This window comes from Mycobacterium sp. (assembly GCF_029961025.1).
Lineage (GTDB): Bacteria > Actinomycetota > Actinomycetes > Mycobacteriales > Mycobacteriaceae > Mycobacterium.
This window is the reverse complement of record NZ_JASBVP010000015.1, coordinates 1-19,793: the sequence shown is the minus strand read 5'-3', so window position 1 is coordinate 19,793 and position 19,793 is coordinate 1. Positions and strand designations below refer to the sequence as shown.

Below are 19,793 nucleotides of genomic sequence, written 5' to 3'. Positions count from 1 at the left end.
CCTGCCACACGGCCTTGCCGACAAGGAGAGTGTCATCGGTGAGTGATCACCCCCCCGGTCCGGCGTTGCTCTCGCCGGAGTCGCTAACCGCAGCGGTCAATGCGGCACGGCGGGCCTTCGAGCGCGCGGTCGATCTCGAGGCCCTGGCACGTGCCAAGACCGAGCACCTCGGTGACCGTTCGCCGCTGGCGTTGGCCCGCCAGGCGCTGGCCACATTGCCCAAGAGTGAGCGAGCCGACGCCGGCCGGCGGGTCAACGCGGCCCGCGGCGAAGCCCAACGCAGCTACCAGGAACGACTTGCGGCGCTGCGTGCCGAGCGGGACGCGGCCGTGCTGCTCGCCGAGAGGATCGACGTGACACTGCCGTCGACGCGCCAGCCGGTCGGGGCCCGGCATCCCGTCACGATATTGGCCGAGCACATCGCCGACACCTTCATTGCGATGGGATGGGAACTGGCCGAGGGGCCGGAGGTGGAGACCGAGCAGTTTAACTTCGATGCGCTGAACTTCCCGTCCGATCATCCGGCCCGCAGCGAACAGGACACCTTCTACATCGCGCCGGAGAATTCGCGGCAGCTGTTGCGCACCCATACCTCGCCGGTGCAGGTGCGTACGCTGCTCGAGCGCCGGCCGCCGGTCTACGTCATCTCCATCGGCCGCGCGTTTCGCACCGACGAGATCGATGCCACCCATACGCCGGTGTTCCATCAGGTCGAAGGCTTGGCGGTGGATCGGGGGCTGTCGATGGCGCACCTGCGCGGCACGCTCGACGCGTTCGCCCGCGCCGAGTTTGGCCCGGCCGCCCGCACCCGGTTCCGGCCGCATTTCTTCCCGTTCACCGAGCCGTCGGCCGAGGTCGATGTCTGGTTCGGTCACAAGAAGGGCGGTGCGGGCTGGGTGGAATGGGGAGGCTGCGGAATGGTCAACCCGAACGTGTTGCGCGCGGCCGGTGTCGACCCGGAGGACTACACCGGTTTTGCCTTCGGCATGGGGCTGGAGCGCACCCTGCAGTTCCGCAACGGTATTTCCGACATGCGCGACATGGTCGAGGGGGACGTCCGGTTTTCGCTGCCGTTCGGGGTGGGGGCCTGATGCGGGTTCCCTACAGCTGGCTGCGCGACGTCGTGGCGACCGGGGCACCGGGCTGGGACGTTGCGCCGGGTGATCTCGAGCAGACGCTGCTTCGCATCGGTCACGAGGTTGAAGAAGTGATCAGACCCGGTCCGGTCAGCGGCCCGATGACCGTGGGACGGGTGACCGCCATCGAGGAACTCCGTGGTTTCAAGAAGCCGATGCGAGCCTGCGTCGTTGACGTCGGGGAGCGTCAGCGACGTGAGATCGTCTGCGGTGCGACAAATTTCGTTGGCGGTGACCTAGTCGTGGTGGCACTGCCCGGCGCCACCCTGCCGGGGGGCCTCACGATCGCGGCGCGCCAGATCTACGGCCGCAGCTCCGAGGGCATGATTTGCTCAGCGGCCGAGTTAGGGTTGAGCGCCGACCATTACGGCATTTTGGTGCTGCCGCCCGGGACCGGCGAGCCGGGAGCCGACGCCGCGAGCGTGCTCGGACTCGACGATGTCGTCTTCCACCTGGCCATCACCCCGGACCGCGGTTACTGCATGTCGGTGCGGGGTTTGGCCCGCGAGATCGCGTGCGCCTACAACCTGACGTTCGTCGATCCGGCCGAGGTGCCGCCATTGCCCGGCGAAACGGGCGCGTTGCCGGTGACGGTGCAGCCCGGAACGGGAGTGCGCCGCTTCGCCTTGCGGGAGGTGAGCGGCATCGACCCGGGAGCGATGTCACCGTGGTGGCTGCAGCGGCGGTTGTTGCTGTCGGGTATCCGGCCGACCTCCCCGGCGGTGGACGCGACCAACTACGTCATGCTCGAACTCGGTCACCCGATGCACGCGCACGACCGCAAGCGCATCACCGGCGGTTTTACGGTGCGCTTTGCCCGGCCCGGCGAGACGGTGCTCACCCTCGATAACGTCGAACGCCGACTGGATCCGGCCGACGTCGTGATCGTCGACGACGTAACCACCGCCGCGATCGGTGGCGTGATGGGGGCGGCCAGCACCCAAGTGCGGGCGGACTCCACCGATGTGGTGCTGGAGGCCGCGGTGTGGGATCCGGCAGCGGTGTCGCGCACCCAGCGCCGGCTGCACCTGCCCAGCGAGGCCGCCCGCCGCTACGAGCGGGCGGTCGACCCGGCGATCTCGGTGGCCGCCCTGGACCGCTGCGCCGCGTTACTCGCCGAGATCGCCGGGGGAACGGTCTCGCCCGCCCTGACCGATTGGCGCGGCGACCCGCCGTGTCGGGACTGGTCGCCGCCCGCCATCCGGATGCCCGCCGACCTGCCCGGCCGGATCATCGGCGTCGACTACCCCCGGGGGACGACGGCCCGGCGTTTGACCCAGATCGGCGCCGCGGTCACCGACGAGGGGGCCACCCTGATCGTGAGACCGCCCAGCTGGCGGCCCGATCTGGTGCAGCCCGCGGACCTGATCGAGGAGGTCGCACGGCTGGAGGGTTATGACGCCATCCCGTCGGTGCTGCCGGCCGCGCCGGCCGGCCGGGGGCTCACCGCGGCGCAGAAGCGGCGCCGGGCCATCGGCAAGTCGTTAGCGCTCTCGGGATACGTCGAGATCGTGCCGACCCCGTTTCTTTCGGCCCGGGTGTTCGACCTGTGGGGGCTGGCGCCCGACGATCCGCGCCGGGTCACCACTCAAGTCCTCAACCCGTTGGAGGCCGACCGCCCGCATCTGGCCACCACGCTGTTGCCGGCGCTACTGGAAGCGCTGGCGCGCAATGTCTCCCGCGGCATCGTCGACGTCGCGCTGTTCGCGATCGCACAGGTGGTCGAGCCGACCGCGCAGACCCGGGGGGTGGATCCCATTCCGGTGCATCGCCGGCCCACCGACGCCGAGATCGCGATGTTGGACGCGTCGCTGCCGCGGCAACCGCAGCACGTCGCCGCGGTATTGACCGGCCTGCGGGAACAGCGTGGCCCCTGGGGTCCCGGCCGGGCGGTCGAGGCCGCCGATGCTTTCGAGGCGGTGCGCATCATCGGGCGGGCCGCCGGGATCGACGTGCGGCTGCAGGCGGCCCACTACCTGCCGTGGCACCCCGGCCGGTGCGCCGAGGTGCTGGTCGGTCACGGTGCGGAACAAACGGTGGTCGGCCACGCGGGAGAACTGCATCCGGCCGTGATCGAGCGGTCCGGCCTGCCCAAGGGCACCTGCGCGGTGGAGCTGGACCTCGATGCCATTCCGGTTGTCGAGACGCTGCCGGCGCCGAGGATATCGCCGTTCCCGGCGGTATTTCAGGATCTCAGCCTGGTGGTGGATAGCGATGTCGCCGCGCAGACGGTGCAAGACGCCATCCGCGACGGCGCGGGCGACCTGTTAGAGGATGTCCGGCTGTTCGACCTTTATACCGGCCCGCAGATCGGCGAGCACCGCAAGTCGCTGACATTCGCGCTGCGGTTCCGTGCGCCGGATCGCACCCTGACCGAAGAGGAGGCCAGCGCGGCCCGTGACGCCGCGCTGCGATGTGCCGCCGAACGCACCGGCGCGGTGCTTCGCGCGTGACGGCGCGCGGTGCGGAGACGCGAGATGCCGCAAGCGGCAGAATTAATTTGCATCATAGTGCATAACAATGCAGAATGGCTACGGTGGTCGAGATCAAGCGGGTGGCGGTGGCGGGCGCCAGCGGTTATGTGGGCGGCGAGATCCTGCGGCTGCTGCTCGGTCATCCGGCATACTCCGATGGCCGGCTGATGATTGGGGCGCTGACCGCCGCCGGCCACGCCGGCGACACCCTGGGCCAACACCACCCGCACCTGTTGCCGTTGGCGCGGCGGCTGCTGGAACCGACCGAACCCGACGTGCTCGACAGTCATGACGTCGTTTTCCTGGCTCTCCCGCATGGCAATTCGGCGACGCTGGCTCAACAAGTCGGCCCCCAGACGTTGATCGTGGACTGCGGCGCGGATTTCCGGCTCACCGACGCCGCCGCCTGGGAGCGGTTCTACGGGTCGGCGCACGCAGGCAGCTGGCCATACGGGCTCCCCGAACTGCCCGGAAGCCGCGAGCGGCTGCGGGATGCGACCCGGATCGCGGTACCGGGTTGCTATCCGACCGCCGCCCTGCTGGCGCTGCTGCCCGCGATCGCCGAGGACCTCGTCGAGCCCGCGGTCACGGTGGTCGCCGTCAGCGGCACCTCCGGCGCCGGCCGGGCCGCAAAAGCCGACCTGCTCGGCTCGGAGGTCATCGGGTCGGCACGGGCTTACAACATCGCCGGCGCCCACCGCCACACCCCCGAGATCGTCCAGGGCCTGCGGACGGTGACCGACCGCGACGTCACCGTGTCGTTCACCCCGGTGCTGATCCCGACCTCGCGGGGCATCCTGGCGACCTGCACCGCGCGCACCGCCGCGCCGCTGTCTGCATTGCGAGGCGCCTACGAAAAGGCTTACCACGTCGAGCCTTTCGTCCATCTGCTACCCGAAGGCCAGCTGCCCAGCACCGGTGCGGTGATCGGCAGCAACGCCGCACACCTCGCGGTCGCGGTGGACGAGGAGGCCGCCACCTTCGTCGCGATCTGCGCGATCGACAACCTGGTCAAGGGCGCCGCCGGCACCGCGGTGCAGGCGATGAACCTGGCGCTGGGATGGCGGGAGACCGAAGGCCTTCCGGTGGTCGGGGTGGCGCCGTGACCGGCCTGGCCGATGCGGCGCGGCTGCTGCGCACCCAGGGCGTCACGGCGCCCGCCGGTTTCCGGGCTGCGGGCATCGCCGCGGGGATCAAGCCCTCGGGCGGATTGGATCTCGCGCTGGTGTTCAACGAGGGCCCCGACTACGCGGCCGCCGGGGTGTTCACCCGCAACCAGGTCAAGGCCGCGCCGGTGCTGTGGACCCGGCAGGTGCTGACGACCGGCCGGCTGCGGGCGGTGATCCTGAACTCCGGCGGCGCCAACGCCTGCACCGGACCGGCGGGCTTTCAGGACACCCACGCCACGGCGGAGGCGCTCGCCGCGGCGTTGTCGGACTGGGGCACCGAAACCGGAGCGATCGAGGTCGGCGTCTGCTCCACCGGGTTGATCGGGGACCGGCTGCCGATGGATAAGGTGCTCGCCGGCGTGCGTGCGGTGGTGCGCGAGCTGGCCGGCGGTCTGGCGGGTGGTGAGGACGCGGCACGGGCCATCATGACCACCGACACCGTGCCCAAGCAGGTGGCGCTGCACCATCCCGGCACGTGGACGGTCGGCGGGATGGCCAAGGGGGCCGGCATGCTGGCGCCGTCGCTGGCCACGATGTTGTGCGTGTTGACCACCGACGCGGCGGTCGGGCCGCAGGAGCTCGACCGGGCGCTGCGTCGCGCCGCCGCGGCCACCTTCGATCGTCTCGACGTCGACGGCAGCTGCTCCACCAACGACACCGTGTTGCTGCTGGCGTCGGGAGCCAGTGAGATCACGCCGTCCCAGGGCGATCTCGACGAGGCGGTGCTGCGGGTCTGCGACGACCTGTGCGCGCAGCTGCAGGCCGACGCCGAGGGTGCCACCAAGCGGATCACCGTCACTGTGACCGGGGCGGCCAGCGACGACGACGCCCTCGCCGCCGCCCGGGGGATCGCCCGAGACAGCCTGGTCAAAACCGCATTGTTCGGCTCGGATCCCAACTGGGGCCGGGTGGTTGCCGCCGTCGGCATGGCGCCAATCGTCCTCGATCCAAATCGTATTACGGTGTCGTTCAACGGTTTTACGATGTGTGTGAACGGCGTCGGGGTACCCGGGGCACGCCGGGTCGACCTTTCAGGTGCCGATATCGACCTCAGCGTCGACCTCGGCCTGGGCGACGGGAAGGCCGCGATCCGCACCACGGATCTGTCTCACGGCTACGTCGAAGAGAACTCGGCCTACAGCTCATGACGACCAGCGCATTGCCCACCCACGTCAAGGCACAGGTGCTGGCCGAAGCCCTGCCCTGGCTCAAGCAACTGCACGGCAAGATCGTCGTCATCAAATACGGCGGCAACGCGATGACCGATGACACTTTGAAGCACGCATTCGCCGCCGATATGGCTTTTCTGCGCAACTGCGGCATCCATCCCGTGGTGGTGCACGGCGGGGGTCCGCAGATCAGCGCCATGCTGGAGCGCCTCGGCATCACCGGCGACTTCAAGGGTGGCCTGCGGGTCACCACACCCGAGGTGCTCGACGTCGCCCGGATGGTGCTCTTCGGGCAGGTGGGGCGGGAACTGGTCAACCTGATCAACGCGCACGGGCCCTACGCGGTCGGCATTACCGGCGAGGACGCCCAACTTTTCACCGCGGTGCGTCGCAGCATCACCGTCGACGGCGTCACCACCGACTTGGGCCTGGTCGGCGACATCGACAAGGTCAACACCGCAGCGGTGCTGGATCTCATTGCGGCGCGCCGCATCCCGGTGGTCTCGACGCTGGCGCCCGATGCCGAGGGTGTGGTGCACAACATCAACGCCGACACCGCCGCGGCGGCCCTGGCGGCGGCGCTGGGAGCAGAAAAGCTGTTGATGCTCACCGATGTCGAGGGACTGTATCGGCGGTGGCCGGACCCGGATACGCTGGTCAGCGAGATCGACAGCGCGGCGCTGGCGCGGCTGTTGCCAACCCTGCAGGGCGGCATGATTCCCAAGGTGGAGGCGTGTCTGCGCGCGGTGACCGGCGGGGTGCCCAGCGCGCACATGATCGACGGGCGGGTCGAACATTGCGTTCTGGTTGAGCTTTTCACCGACGCGGGCACCGGCACCAAGGTGGTGAGCGGGTGACCCGCACGGAGGTGCTGCAGCGGCGCTGGGCGGCCGTGATGATGAACGCCTACGGCACCCCGCCGGTGGCCCTGGCCAGCGGTGCCGGCGCGGTGGTCACCGATGTGGACGGCAAGTGCTACCTGGATCTGCTCGCCGGCATCGCGGTCAACGTCCTCGGCCACTGCCACCCCGCCGTCGTGGAGGCGGTCAGCCGGCAGCTGTCCACGCTGGGTCACACCTCCAACCTCTACGCCACCGAGCCGGCCATCGCCCTGGCCGAGGCACTGGTCGGCCTGCTGGGCGCGGAAACCCCGGCGAAGGTGTTTTTCTGCAACTCCGGCACCGAGGCCGTCGAGCTGGCATTCAAACTGTCCCGGCTCACCGGCCGCACCAAACTTGTTGCCGCACAGGACGCTTTCCATGGCCGAACGATGGGCTCGCTAGCGCTGACCGGGCAGCCGGCCAAGCAGGCGCCGTTCGCGCCGCTGCCCGGCGACGTCGCCCACGTCCCCTACGGTGATCGCGATGCGCTGGCGGCCGCGGTCGGCGACGACACCGCCGCGGTGTTTTTGGAGCCGATCATGGGGGAGTGCGGTGTCGTCGTCCCGCCCGACGGCTATCTGGCCGCCGCCCGGGACATCACCGCCCGCCATGGCGCGCTGCTGGTGCTCGACGAGGTGCAGACCGGGATGGGCCGCACCGGGGCCTTTTTCGCCCACCAACACGACGGCATCACCCCGGATGTGGTGACGCTGGCCAAGGGGCTCGGCGGCGGCCTGCCGATCGGGGCGTGCCTGGCCGTCGGGCCCGCCGCCGAGTTGCTCACCCCGGGCCTGCACGGCAGCACCTTCGGCGGCAACCCGGTCTGTGCGGCCGCGGCGCTGGCGGTGCTGCGGGTGCTGGCCGCCGACGACCTGGTGCGCCGCGCCGACGGGCTGGGAAAGTTGTTGCGCCACCGCATCGAATCACTGGGCCACCCGCTAATCGATCGGGTTCGCGGGCGCGGACTGCTGTGCGGTGTCGTGCTGAGCGCGCCGAAAGCGAAAGAGGTGGAGACGGCGGCCCGGGACGCGGGTTTCCTGGTCAACGCCGCTACCCCCCAGGTCATCCGGCTGGCGCCGCCGCTGATCATCACCGAAGGCCAAATCGACGCCTTCGTCACCGCCTTGCCCGGCATCCTCGACGGTGCGGAGGGCGCCCGGTGACGCGGCATTTCCTGCGCGACGATGACCTAACGCCGGCTGAGCAGGCCGAAATCCTCCAGCTGGCCGGCGAGCTCAAGAAGGATCCGTGGAGCCGCCGGCCCCTGGAAGGTCCCCGCGGGGTTGCCGTTATTTTCGATAAGCACTCCACGCGCACCCGGTTCTCCTTCGAGCTGGGCGTCGCTCAGCTCGGCGGGCACGCCGTCGTCGTCGACAGTCGCAGCACCCAGCTGGACCGCGCGGAGACCCTGGCGGACACCGCACGGGCGTTGTCGCGCTACGTCGAGGCGATCGTCTGGCGAACCTTCGCCCAGGAGCGGCTGACCGCGATGGCCGCGGCCGCGACGGTCCCGGTGGTCAATGCGCTCTCCGACGCATTCCATCCCTGCCAGGTGCTCGCCGATCTGCAGACCATTGCCGAGCGCAAGGGCCGGCTTCGCGGCGTGCGAATGTCCTATTTCGGTGATGGCGCCAATAACATGGCCCACTCGTTGCTGCTGGGCGGTGTCACCGCGGGACTGCACGTCACCATCGCCGCGCCCGCCGGCTTCGCCCCGCATCCGTCGGTGGTGACCGCCGCCCGGGAACGCGCCGCCGCCACCGGCGGGTCGGTGCGGGTGACCGCCGACCCGCGGGCGGCCGCGGCCGGGGCCGACGTCCTGGTGACCGACACCTGGACGTCGATGGGACAAGAGGCCGACGGGCTGAATCGGGTGGCGCCGTTTCGGCCATTTCAGGTCAACGCCGGACTGCTCGCATTGGCTGACCCGGATGCCATTGTGCTGCACTGTCTTCCGGCGCACCGTGGCCACGAGATCACCGACGAGGTGATGGACGGACCGCACAGCGCGGTGTGGGACGAGGCCGAAAACCGGCTGCACGCGCAGAAGGCATTACTGGTATGGCTGCTGGAGGGTTCGCGATGACACGCTCGAAGACATCGCCGGAAATCACCCGCGCCGGGCGGCAGGCCCGCATCGTGGCGATCTTGTCGTCGGCATCGGTGCACAGCCAAACGGAGCTGGCGGCGCTGCTGGCCGACGAGGGAATCGAGGTTACCCAGGCCACGCTGTCACGGGATCTGGAAGAGCTCGGGGCGGTGAAACTGCGTGGCGCCGACGGCGGAGTCGGGGTCTACGTTGTTCCCGAGGACGGCAGCCCGGTGCGCGGGGTGCCCGGTGGCACCGCGCGGCTCTCCCGGCTGCTGGGTGAGCTGCTGGTTGGCAGCGACGCCAGCGGGAACCTCGCGGTGCTGCGCACCCCGCCCGGGGCAGCAGACTATCTGGCCAGCGCGATCGACCGGGCGGCGTTGCCGTACGTGGTGGGCACCATCGCCGGAGACGACACCGTCTTCGTGGCGGCCCGCGAACCGATGACCGGGGCCGAACTCGTCGGTGTCCTCGAAAAACTCAAGTAGCACAAGGAGTTTGATTCATGTCCGAGCGTGTCATCCTGGCATATTCCGGTGGCCTGGACACCTCTGTGGCGATCAGCTGGATCGGCAAGGAGACCGGCAGGGAGGTCATCGCCGTAGCGATCGACCTCGGCCAGGGCGGCGAGGACATGGAGGTGGTGCGCCGCCGTGCCCTGGATTGTGGCGCGGTGGAGGCGATCGTCATCGACGCGCGCGAAGAGTTCGCCAATGACTACTGCGTTCCCACCATCATGGCCAACGGGCTGTACATGGACCGCTACCCGCTGGTGTCGGCGATTAGCCGCCCGCTGATCGTCAAGCACCTGGTGGCCGCCGCCCGCGAGTACGGCGGGGGCATCGTCGCCCACGGCTGCACCGGGAAAGGCAACGACCAGGTCCGCTTCGAAGTCGGATTCGCCTCGCTGGCACCGGATTTGCAGGTGCTTGCCCCGGTCCGCGATTACGCGTGGACCCGGGAGAAGGCGATCGCGTTCGCCGAGGAGAATGCGATCCCGATCAACGTCAGCGCGCGCTCGCCGTTCTCGATAGACCAGAACGTCTGGGGGCGTGCGGTGGAAACCGGCTTCCTGGAACACCTGTGGAACGCGCCCACCGAAGACGTCTACGCCTACACCGAAGACCCCACCGTGCACCAGAACACCCCCGACGAGGTGATTGTCGGGTTCGAGCGCGGTGTCCCGGTGTCGATCGACGGCCGGGCGGTGTCGGTGCTGGACGCCATCGAGGAACTCAACCGGCGTGCCGGCGCCCAGGGTATCGGGCGCCTGGATGTCGTCGAAGACCGGCTGGTGGGCATCAAGAGCCGCGAAATCTATGAAGCGCCGGGGGCGATGGTGCTCATCACCGCGCACACCGAACTCGAGCACGTCACCCTGGAGCGCGAGCTGGGGCGCTTCAAACGGCTGACCGATCAGCGCTGGGCCGAACTGGTGTACGACGGATTGTGGTATTCGCCGCTGAAGAACGCCCTGGAATGCTTCGTCGCCAAAACCCAGGAGCACGTCTCCGGCGAGGTGCGGATGGTGCTGCACGGCGGGCACATCGCGGTCAACGGCCGCCGCAGTGCGCAGTCGTTGTACGACTTTCACCTGGCCACCTACGACGAGGGCGACACCTTCGACCAGTCGGCTGCTCGCGGGTTCGTGCACATTTACGGGTTATCGGCCAGGTTGGCGGCCCGCAGGGACCTGCGGGCCAAAAAGCCGGCCGGCGAGCAGACATGAGCACCAACCCGGGAGCGTTGTGGGGCGGGCGGTTCCGCGAAGGCCCCTCCGATGCCCTGATGGCGCTGAGCCGGTCCACCCACTTCGACTGGGTGCTGGCCCCCTATGACATCACCGCCTCCAAAGCGCATACCCGGGTGCTCTACCGGGCGGGGCTGCTCACCGAGGAGCAGCGCGACCGGCTGCTGGCGGGGTTGGACAGCCTGGCCCATGACGTCTCCGACGGCAGCTTTACGCCACGGGCCACCGACGAAGACGTGCACGCCGCGCTGGAGCGCGGACTGATCGAGCGAGTCGGGTCGGAGCTGGGCGGCCGGCTGCGGGCCGGCAGATCGCGAAATGACCAGGTGGTCACGCTTTTCCGGATGTGGTTGCGTGACGGCGCGCGCCGGGTCGCCGCCGGAGTGCTCGATGTCGTCGATGCGCTGGCTACTCAAGCCGCCGCTCATCCGGGTGCCATCATGCCCGGCAAGACGCACCTGCAGTCCGCGCAACCGATTTTGCTGGCGCACCATTTGCTCGCGCACGCCCACCCACTGCTGCGCGATGTCGACCGGATCGTCGATCTGGACCGGCGCACGGCGGTATCTCCCTACGGCTCGGGCGCATTGGCCGGCTCGTCGCTGGGACTCGACCCCGACGCCATCGCCAAAGAGTTGGGTTTTTCGGCAGCGGCGGACAATTCGGTCGACGCGACCTCGGCCCGGGATTTCGCGGCCGAGGCCGCATTCGTGTTCGCGATGATCGCGGTCGACCTCTCGCGCCTCGGCGAGGACATCGTCATTTGGAGTTCAACCGAATTCGGCTACGTCACACTGCACGACTCATGGTCGACCGGCAGCTCGATCATGCCGCAGAAGAAAAACCCTGACATCGCCGAGCTGGCCCGGGGCAAGTCGGGCCGGCTGATCGGCAACCTCGCCGGGCTGATGGCAACCCTGAAAGCCCAGCCGCTGGCCTACAACCGGGACCTGCAGGAAGACAAGGAACCGGTGTTCGACTCGGTGACCCAACTGGAGCTGCTGCTGCCGGCGATGACCGGGCTGGTGGGCAGCCTGACGTTCAACATCGAGCGGATGGCGCAATTGGCGCCGATCGGTTACACCCTGGCCACCGACATTGCCGAATGGTTGGTGCGCCAGGGCATTCCGTTTCGAACGGCGCATGAGGCCGCGGGGGCGGCGGTGCGCGCGGCGGAGCGGCGCGGCGTCGGGCTGGAGGAGTTGACCGACGACGAGTTGACGGCCATCCATCCGCAGCTCACCGGCGGGGTCCGCGAGGTGCTGACCGTGCAGGGCTCGGTGTGCGCCCGCGACGCTCGCGGCGGTACCGCGCCGGCCCAGGTTGCCAGGCAGCTCGACACGGTCCGTGCGACGGCGCAGCGGCTGCGGGAGCGGTTGCAGCGCTAGTCGGTTCGCCGGGATCCCCGAATGGGTTACCGGCGGCGACGATCGGCCGGTGGCTTGCCGATCCACGGCCCAGCGGGGCGGGCGCACGGTGAAAGCGGCTAGGGCGACGCCCCGATGTGCCATGATGTGCACCCTGGGGTGGCTGCCTGGCACCGCAGTACTTTTATAGGGGAGCACGGGTGGAGTTGAAGCTTTCGGCGATCACGAGACCGCTCGAGCGCCTGATGGCCACGGCGCAGAACGGCCTGGAGGTGTTGCGCCTGGGAGGCCTGGAGACCGGCGCTGCCCCATCACCCTTCCAGATCGTCGAGAGTGTGCCGATGTACAAGCTGCGCCGGTACTTCCCGCCGGACAGCCGCCCCGGGCAGCCGCCGGCGGGGCCGCCGGTGTTGATGGTGCACCCGATGATGATGTCCGCGGACATGTGGGATGTCAGCCGGGCGAACGGCGCAGTGAGCATCCTGCACGCGGCGGGGCTGGATCCCTGGGTCATCGACTTCGGCTCACCCGACAAGGTCGAGGGCGGCATGCGCCGCAACCTGGCCGACCACATCGTCGCGCTCAGCCAGGCCGTCGACACCGTGACGGACATCACCGGCCACGAGGTGCACCTGGCCGGTTATTCGCAAGGCGGGATGTTCTGCTATCAGGCGGCCGCGTACCGGCGCTCGAAGAACATCGCCAGCATCGTGACGTTCGGTGCCCCGGTCGACACCCTGGCCGCATTGCCGATGGGCATTCCGCCCAACCTGGCCGCCGCAGCCGCCAACTTCATGGCCGATCACGTTTTCAACCGAGTGGCAATCCCAAGCTGGTTGGCGCGCACGGGTTTTCATATGCGTGACCCACTTAAGACGGCGAAAGCCCGGCTCGATTTCCTGCGTCAGCTGCATGACCGCGAGGCGCTGTTGCCACGCGAGCAGCAGCGCCGGTTCCTCGAATCGGAAGGCTGGATCGCGTGGTCGGGGCCGGCCGTCTCCGAGCTGCTCAAACAGTTCATCGCGCACAACCGGATGATGACCGGCGGTTTCGCGATCAGCGGCCAGCTGGTCACGCTGACCGACATCACCTGCCCGGTGCTGGCATTCGTCGGGGAGGTCGATGACATCGGGCAGCCGGCCGCGGTGCGCGGTATCCGCCGGGCCGCTCCGAATGCCGAGGTCTACGAATGCAGCGTGCGATCAGGTCATTTCGGCCTGGTCGTCGGATCCAAGGCGGCGCAGCACAGCTGGCCGACGGTGGCCGAGTGGGTGCTGTGGATCTCCGGGCGCGGAGACAAGCCGGCGGCCATCGCGCCCATGGTGGAGCCGCCGGCCGAACACACCGACAGCGGTGTCACGTTCGGCAACCGGGTGCTGCACGGCGTGGGCGAGGCGTCGGAGATGGCGTGGGCGCTGGCTCGCGGCGCGGCCGACACGGTGGTCGCCGCCAACAAATCGGTGCGCACCCTCGCCGTGGAGACCGCCCGCACACTGCCGCGGCTGGCGCGGCTGGGCCAGATCAACGACCACACCCGGATCTCGCTGGGCCGGGTCATCGCCGAACAGGCCCACGACGCGCCGCGAGGTGAATTCCTCTTGTTCGACGGACGCGTGCACACCTACGAGGCGGTGAACCGGCGAATCGACAACGTGGTGCGCGGCCTGATCGAGGTCGGGGTGCGCCAGGGCGAGCACGTGGGGGTGCTGATGGAGACTCGCCCCAGCGCACTGGTCGCGATCGCCGCGCTGTCTCGCCTCGGTGCGGTCGCGGTGCTGATGCGCCCCGATGCCGACCTGGCCGCCGCGGCGCGGATCGGGGGGGTGTCCGAGATCATCACGGATCCCCCCAACCTCGACACCGCGCGCCGATTGCCCGGCCGGGTGCTGGTGCTGGGTGGTGGCGAGTCGCGGGATCTGCATCTGCCGCAGGACGCCGACGTCATCGACATGGAAAAGATCGACCCGGCCGCGGTCGAGCTGCCCGGGTGGTACCGGCCCAACCCGGGACTGGCGCGCGATTTGGCGTTCATCGCGTTCACGGTGGCCGGTGGCGAGTTGGTCGCCAGGCAGATCACCAACTACCGGTGGGCGCTGTCGGCGTTCGGGACGGCGTCGGCGGCGGCCCTGGGGCGGGGCGACACCGTGTACTGCCTGACGGCGCTGCACCACGAGTCCGGGCTGCTGGTCAGCCTCGGCGGAGCGGTTGCCGCGGGGGCCCGCATCGCGCTGTCGCGGGGGTTGCGCCCGGACCGGTTTGTCGCGGAGATCCGCCAATACGGGGTTTCGGTGGTGTCCTACACCTGGGCGATGCTGCGCGAGGTCATCGACGACCCGCGGTTCGTGCCGCCGGGCCACCACCCGGTGCGGCTGTTCATCGGTTCGGGCATGCCGACCGGCTTGTGGCAGCGGGTCGTCGACGTGTTCGCGCCCGCCCGTGTCGTGGAGTTCTTCGCCACCACCGACGGGCAGGCGGTCCTGGGCAACGTGTCCGGAGCCAAGATCGGCAGCAAGGGCCGTCCGCTGCCCGGCGCAAGCCGGGTCGAGCTGGGTGCCTACGACGCCGAGCGCGACCTGATCCTCGAGGATGAGCGGGGGTTCGTGCAGGTCGCGGGCGTCAACCAGGCCGGGGTGCTGCTGGCTTCGCCGCGCGGGCCGATCGACCCCTCGGCATCGATCAAACGCGGCGTCTTCGCGCCGGGGGATACCTGGATCTCCACCGAGTACCTTTTCCGGCGCGACGAGGACGGCGACTACTGGTTGCTGGGCCGGCGTGCCGTGGTGATCCGCACCGGGCGCGGAACCGTCTACCCCGAGGCGGTCAACGACGCGCTCGGCTTCGTCAACGGTGTCGACCTCGCGGTGACCTACCCGGTGCCGGTGCGCGAACGCGAGGTGGCGGTCTCGGCGGTGACGCTGCGCCCGGGAGCCAGCATCACCGCGGCCGACCTGACCGAGGCCGCGGCGGGCATAGCGGTCGGGTTCGGGCCCGACATCGTGCACGTGGTGCCGGCAATGACGCTCAGCGCCAACTACCGCCCGACCGTCAGCGCCCTGCGGGCGGCCGGGATCCCCAAAGCGGGTCGGCTCGCGTGGTATTTCGAGCCCGGCGCCGGCCAGTTCCGCCGGTTGACCCCGGCGGTGCGAACCGGGCTGTACGGGACGCATTAACGACGAGGTGGTGTCGTGATCGACGAAACGCTGTTGAGCATTTTGGTCTGCCCCGCCGACCGGGGTCCGCTGCTGCTGGTCGACGAGATGCTCTACAACCCGAGGCTGCGCCGAGCGTACCGCATCGAAGACGGCATCCCGGTGCTGCTGGTCGACGAGGCACGTGCGGTCGGCGACGACGAGCACGCCCGCCTCATGGCGCGCGCACGGCCGGCAGATCCCCGGTGAGGTAGTGCTGCAGGTTGGGCGCGATCGTCTGCGCGATCTGTTGCGCCGGCAGCGACGTGAACGGCTCCAGTTCCAGGATGTAGCGGGCCATGACCACGCCCACCAGCTGCGACGCCACGAACTGGATGCGGATGATTCCGCTTCCGGGGGGATTGTCGACACGAGGCCCCACCTCGACCGCGATCACCTCCTGAAGGAACGAGCGAAACAGGTTCACCTCCGATCCGGCCAGGATGGACCGCAGCGTGGCGACGATCCCGGCACCCATCTCGGAGTCCCACAGCTCCAGCAACATCGACGGCAGCCGGTAGCCGAGGTGCTCGACGGGCACCTCGCGCAACGGGCCGATGATGTCCATCGGGTCGATCGGGATGCGTACGGCCGCGGCGAACAGTTGCCGCTTGGTGCCGTAATAGTGGTGCACCAGCGCGGGATCCACACCCGCCGCGGCGGCCACCGCCCGGATCGACGTCTTGTCTATCCCGTTGCGGGCGAACAGCTCGCGGGCGCTCTCCAGGATCCGCTCGCGGGTGTCGGAGGTTCCGGCCGGGCGTCCGGGCCGCCGGCGTCGCACTTCGGCGGTCACGTTACGGTGTCCGCCTTCGCAGCGTCGCGGCGGCCAGGCACAGCGCGGCGACGGCGAAGCCCAGCACGACGATGATGTCGCGTCTTGCGACGGCGGTCAGCCCGGCGTGGCTACCGACTTGCTGCAGCGCTTCCAGGGCGTAGCTGGCGGGCAGCACGTTGCTGATCCACTGCAGCCAGGTCGCCATCAGCGCTCGCGGGACGATGATCCCGGCCAGCAGCAGCTGCGGTGTCAGCACCAGCGGGATGAACTGCACGGCCTGAAACTCCGTGCGGGCGAACGCACTGCACAGCAGGCCCAGCCCGACACCCAGCACGGCGTTGATGATCGCGATCACGAACACCCACACCGGGCTACCTGCGGTGCGCAAGCCCAAAAACCAAAACGACACGATGCACGCCAGAACGGCTTGGGCCGCCGCGGCGATCGAAAACGCGGTCCCATAGGCCATCAGCAGGTCGAGCCGGCGCAGCGGGGTGGTCAGGATCCGCTCCAAGGTGCCCGAGACGCGTTCGCGTTGCATCGTTATCGACGTGATGATGAACATCAAGAAAAGTGGGAAAAGGCCCAGCAGGATCAGGCACGCGTTATCGAACGGCGACGGGGCGCCCGGGCGGTGCGGGGCATTTTCGAACATGAAGTACATCAGCGTCAGGACCACGACCGGCACCAGCAGGATCAGGGCGACGCTGCGGCGATCGGCGGCCAGTTGGCGCAGGATCCGGGCCGTGGTGGCGGTATAGCCGCGCAGCGTCAGCCGGCTGCGACGGTGGTGGTGTGGCGGATGACCGACAGAAACGCTTCCTCTAGTGACGCACATCCGGTGTCCTCTCGCAGTCGCTTCGGCGTGGTGTGGGCCAGCAGACGCCCTTCCCGCATCAGCAACACCTCGGCGCATCGGTCGGCCTCGTCCATGACGTGGCTGGAGACCAGCAGCGTTGCGCCGCGCCGTGCCAGGGCGGCGAACCGCTCCCACAGCTCGGCGCGCAGCACGGGATCGAGGCCGATCGTCGGCTCGTCGAGCACCAAGAGCTCGGGTTGGCCGACCAGCGCGCAGGCCAGCGAGACCCGGGCGCGTTGGCCCCCGGAGAGCGCCGCACAGCAAGCGAAGCGGTGATCTTGCAGGTCCACCGCCTTGATCGCCTCATCCGCGGCGTGGGTGTCGACGCCGTACAAGGAAGCGAAATAGCGGACGTTGTCGACGATGCGCAGGTCGTTGTAGATGCTTGGATCCTGGGGCAGGTAGCCGACGCGCCGCCGCAGCACCGCGGACCCGGCCGGGTGACCCAGCACCGTCACCGTTCCCGAGGTGATGATCTGGGTGCCGACGATGCAGCGCATCACCGTGGTCTTGCCCGAGCCCGACGGGCCGAGCAAGCCGGTGATCATGCCACGCGCGATCCGGACCGAGAGGTTTTGCACGGCGGGCCGGTTGTCGCGAAGCACCCGAAGCCGGTCGATGACGATGGCCGGCTCGACCCCCGTGGGAAATAATTCATCGTTCGATGAAATCACTATGCGATGAATATGAACCCTCTGGTATGGGGTTGTCAAGGGCGGTGGGCAGAATCTGTCCGATGGGCGCTGCGGAACTTGCGGTCGATCCGGTGACGGCCGCGCATCGGGTGCTCGGCGCCACCCTCACCGGGCGGGGTGTGCGCGTCAGGATCGTCGAGGTCGAGGCGTATGGCGGGGTGCCCGAGGGTCCGTGGCCGGACGCTGCGGCACACTCATACCGCGGTCTCAACGGCCGCAACGCCGTGATGTTCGGTCCCCCCGGGCACCTCTACACTTATCGCAGCCACGGAATTCACGTGTGTGCCAACGTGTCCTGCGGCCCCGATGGCGTGGCGGCCGCGGTCCTGCTGCGGGCCGGCGCGGTGGAAGGCGGCATCGATATCGCCCGCGCCCGGCGCGGCGGGACGGTGCGCACCGCGGCGCTGGCGCGCGGACCCGGAAACCTCTGTGCCGCGCTGGGAATAACCATGGCCGACAATGGAATCGATTTGTTCGACCCGGACAGTCCGGTGACGCTGAGGTTGAATGCCACCCTCGACGCCGGGTGCGGCCCACGGGTCGGCATCAGCCACGCCGCCGACCGGCCGTGGCGCCTGTGGGTGCCGGGCCGCCCGGAGGTGTCGGCCTACCGGCGCAGCCCGCGAGCGCCGGCGCCGGGTGCCAGCGACTGACCGGCGTCGCCGCTCCCGTCGGGACGGCCGTGGGATGGTCCCGATCATCCTGGAGAATCGGGTGTATGGGTGCGACGATCCTCGACGAGCTGCGCTGGCGCGGGCTGATTGCGCAGTGCACCGATCTGGACGCGCTGGCCGCCGAGGTAGCGCAGGGGCCGGTGACCGTGTATGCCGGCTTCGATCCCACCGCGCCCAGCCTGCACGCCGGGCATTTGGTGCCGCTGCTGGCGCTGCGGCGTTTTCAGCGCGCCGGCCACCGCCCGATCGTGCTCGCCGGCGGCGCGACCGGTTTGATCGGCGACCCTCGGGATACCGGTGAACGGACCCTGAACGCCGCCGACACCGTGCGTGAGTGGACCGAGCGAATTCGTGCCCAGCTGGAGCGGTTCGTGGTCTTCGATGATTCGCCGACGGGTGCGATCATCGAGAACAACGACGAGTGGACCCGCGGGATGTCGGTCATCGAGTTCCTGCGCGATGTGGGCAAGCACTTCTCGGTCAACGTCATGCTGGATCGTGACACCATCCGCCGGCGGCTGCACGGGGAGGGAATCTCCTACACCGAGTTCAGCTACCTGTTGCTGCAGGCCAACGACTACGTCGAATTGCACCGGCGCTACGGGTGCACGCTGCAGATCGGCGGCTCGGATCAATGGGGCAACATCATCGCCGGGGTGCGTTTGGTCCGGCAGAAGCTGGGTGCGACGGTACACGCCCTGACGGTTCCGCTGGTGACGGCCGCCGACGGCACCAAGTTCGGCAAATCCACCGGTGGCGGCAACTTGTGGCTGGATCCGGAGATGACCAGCCCCTATGCCTGGTACCAGTATTTCATCAACACCGCCGACGCCGACGTCATCCGCTACCTGCGTTGGTTCACCTTCTTGTCGGCCGATGAGCTGGCCGAGCTGGAACAGCAGACGGCTACCCGTCCGCAGGACCGCGCCGCGCAGCGCCGGCTGGCGCGCGAGCTCACCATGCTGGTCCACGGTGAGGCCGCGACGGTGGCGGTCGAGCACGCCAGCCGGGCCCTTTTCGGCCACGGCGAGCTGACCCGGCTCGACGAGGCAACCCTCGCGGCCGCGCTGCGGGAGACGCCGGTCGCCGAGCTGAAACCCGGCGGCCCGGACTCTATCGTGGACCTGCTGGTCGCTACCGGGCTGGCCGCCAGCAAGGGGGCGGCCCGGCGCACCATCGCGGAGGGCGGGGTGTCGGTCAACAACACCCGAATCGACAGCGACGAGTGGGCACCGCAGCGCTCCGACTTCCTGCACGGACGATGGCTGGTGCTGCGCCGCGGTAAGCGGAATATTGCCGGTGTCCAACGGGTTGGCTAATCTGGATTACGCGAAACACAGCGACTACCACGTTGTTTGACTCTGTGTGGCGCTCAGCGTAACTTGGTGACGTCGTCGCGATGCGGTTCTTCCGGCGCGCGGCGGCATCACCGAAGAGATATCCCACTTCGGTGGGTCCTTCATCGTCCGCACCACCGTCCGCGGCCAGAGCGCCGCGGCTGGTTGCGCGGCCGTTGGGGGTGTTGTTTGAGAACTCAATAGTGTGTTGATGGTGTTGTTTGTCG

17 protein-coding genes are annotated in these 19,793 nt (G+C 69.0%); 14 read left to right on the top strand and 3 right to left on the bottom strand.

Going from position 1 to position 19,793, the window contains the following annotated elements; genetic code table 11:
• Positions 1-38: 38 nt before the first annotated feature.
• The 12 genes from pheS to QJR12_RS15665 all read left to right on the top strand — a co-directional run bounded on the left by pheS (position 39) and on the right by QJR12_RS15665 (position 15,433).
• On the top strand, positions 39-1,091 hold the full coding sequence (pheS, locus tag QJR12_RS15720) for a phenylalanine--tRNA ligase subunit alpha (protein WP_300584110.1): 1,053 nt from the start codon (positions 39-41) through the stop codon (positions 1,089-1,091).
• Positions 1,091-3,589: a phenylalanine--tRNA ligase subunit beta gene (gene pheT, locus QJR12_RS15715; RefSeq protein WP_300584108.1), complete on the top strand. Its 2,499-nt coding sequence runs from the start codon at positions 1,091-1,093 to the stop codon at positions 3,587-3,589. Before pheS ends, pheT begins: the two co-directional genes overlap by 1 nt.
• Before the next feature lie 74 nt (positions 3,590-3,663).
• Positions 3,664-4,716, top strand: coding sequence for an N-acetyl-gamma-glutamyl-phosphate reductase (argC, locus tag QJR12_RS15710; protein ID WP_300584106.1), 1,053 nt, complete (start codon positions 3,664-3,666; stop codon positions 4,714-4,716).
• Positions 4,713-5,927, top strand: a complete 1,215-nt coding sequence (argJ, locus tag QJR12_RS15705) for a bifunctional glutamate N-acetyltransferase/amino-acid acetyltransferase ArgJ (RefSeq protein ID WP_300584104.1) — start codon at positions 4,713-4,715, stop codon at positions 5,925-5,927. Before argC ends, argJ begins: the two co-directional genes overlap by 4 nt.
• A complete protein-coding gene (argB, locus tag QJR12_RS15700) occupies positions 5,924-6,805 on the top strand; it encodes an acetylglutamate kinase (RefSeq protein WP_300584103.1) in 882 nt (293 codons plus the stop codon). Before argJ ends, argB begins: the two co-directional genes overlap by 4 nt.
• Positions 6,802-7,992, top strand: a complete 1,191-nt coding sequence (locus QJR12_RS15695; protein WP_300584101.1) for an acetylornithine transaminase — start codon at positions 6,802-6,804, stop codon at positions 7,990-7,992. The genes argB and QJR12_RS15695 overlap by 4 nt, the downstream gene beginning before the upstream one ends.
• Entirely contained in the window at positions 7,989-8,915 is a 927-nt protein-coding gene (gene argF / locus QJR12_RS15690; protein ID WP_300584099.1) for an ornithine carbamoyltransferase, read from the top strand. The genes QJR12_RS15695 and argF overlap by 4 nt, the downstream gene beginning before the upstream one ends.
• Positions 8,912-9,406, top strand: a complete 495-nt coding sequence (locus QJR12_RS15685; RefSeq protein WP_300584097.1) for an arginine repressor — start codon at positions 8,912-8,914, stop codon at positions 9,404-9,406. The genes argF and QJR12_RS15685 overlap by 4 nt, the downstream gene beginning before the upstream one ends.
• Before the next feature lie 17 nt (positions 9,407-9,423).
• On the top strand, positions 9,424-10,647 hold the full coding sequence (locus tag QJR12_RS15680; protein ID WP_300584095.1) for an argininosuccinate synthase: 1,224 nt from the start codon (positions 9,424-9,426) through the stop codon (positions 10,645-10,647).
• Positions 10,644-12,056: an argininosuccinate lyase gene (gene argH, locus QJR12_RS15675; protein WP_300584094.1), complete on the top strand. Its 1,413-nt coding sequence runs from the start codon at positions 10,644-10,646 to the stop codon at positions 12,054-12,056. The genes QJR12_RS15680 and argH overlap by 4 nt, the downstream gene beginning before the upstream one ends.
• Positions 12,057-12,280: 224 nt before the next feature.
• Positions 12,281-15,205 (top strand): acyl-CoA synthetase, encoded by a 2,925-nt coding sequence (locus tag QJR12_RS15670; protein ID WP_300584257.1) that lies wholly within the window; start codon positions 12,281-12,283, stop codon positions 15,203-15,205.
• Positions 15,206-15,220: 15 nt separating this feature from the next.
• On the top strand, positions 15,221-15,433 hold the full coding sequence (locus QJR12_RS15665; RefSeq protein ID WP_300584092.1) for a Trm112 family protein: 213 nt from the start codon (positions 15,221-15,223) through the stop codon (positions 15,431-15,433).
• Here the strand turns inward: QJR12_RS15665 and QJR12_RS15660 are convergent.
• From QJR12_RS15660 to QJR12_RS15650, 3 genes are read right to left on the bottom strand one after another with little or no spacing between them, the layout of a single operon-like run.
• Positions 15,399-16,019 (bottom strand): TetR family transcriptional regulator, encoded by a 621-nt coding sequence (locus QJR12_RS15660; protein ID WP_300584090.1) that lies wholly within the window; start codon positions 16,017-16,019, stop codon positions 15,399-15,401. The two genes, QJR12_RS15665 and QJR12_RS15660, sit on opposite strands and share 35 nt — an antisense overlap.
• A gap of 1 nt (position 16,020) precedes the next feature.
• A complete protein-coding gene (locus tag QJR12_RS15655; RefSeq protein ID WP_300584088.1) occupies positions 16,021-16,839 on the bottom strand; it encodes an ABC transporter permease in 819 nt (272 codons plus the stop codon).
• Positions 16,773-17,537 (bottom strand): ABC transporter ATP-binding protein, encoded by a 765-nt coding sequence (locus QJR12_RS15650; RefSeq protein ID WP_300584255.1) that lies wholly within the window; start codon positions 17,535-17,537, stop codon positions 16,773-16,775. Before QJR12_RS15650 ends, QJR12_RS15655 begins: the two co-directional genes overlap by 67 nt.
• A gap of 59 nt (positions 17,538-17,596) precedes the next feature.
• Here QJR12_RS15650 and QJR12_RS15645 point away from each other — a divergent pair, with 59 nt between their 5' ends.
• Both QJR12_RS15645 and tyrS read left to right on the top strand, forming a co-directional pair.
• Complete coding sequence (locus tag QJR12_RS15645; protein WP_300584085.1) at positions 17,597-18,208, top strand: DNA-3-methyladenine glycosylase; 612 nt, start codon at positions 17,597-17,599, stop codon at positions 18,206-18,208.
• 65 nt (positions 18,209-18,273) lie between these two features.
• Positions 18,274-19,548 carry a tyrosine--tRNA ligase gene (gene tyrS, locus QJR12_RS15640; RefSeq protein WP_300584083.1) on the top strand — a complete coding sequence of 425 codons (1,275 nt, stop codon included), beginning with the start codon at positions 18,274-18,276 and terminating at the stop codon, positions 19,546-19,548.
• The last annotated feature ends 245 nt before the right edge of the window (positions 19,549-19,793 follow it).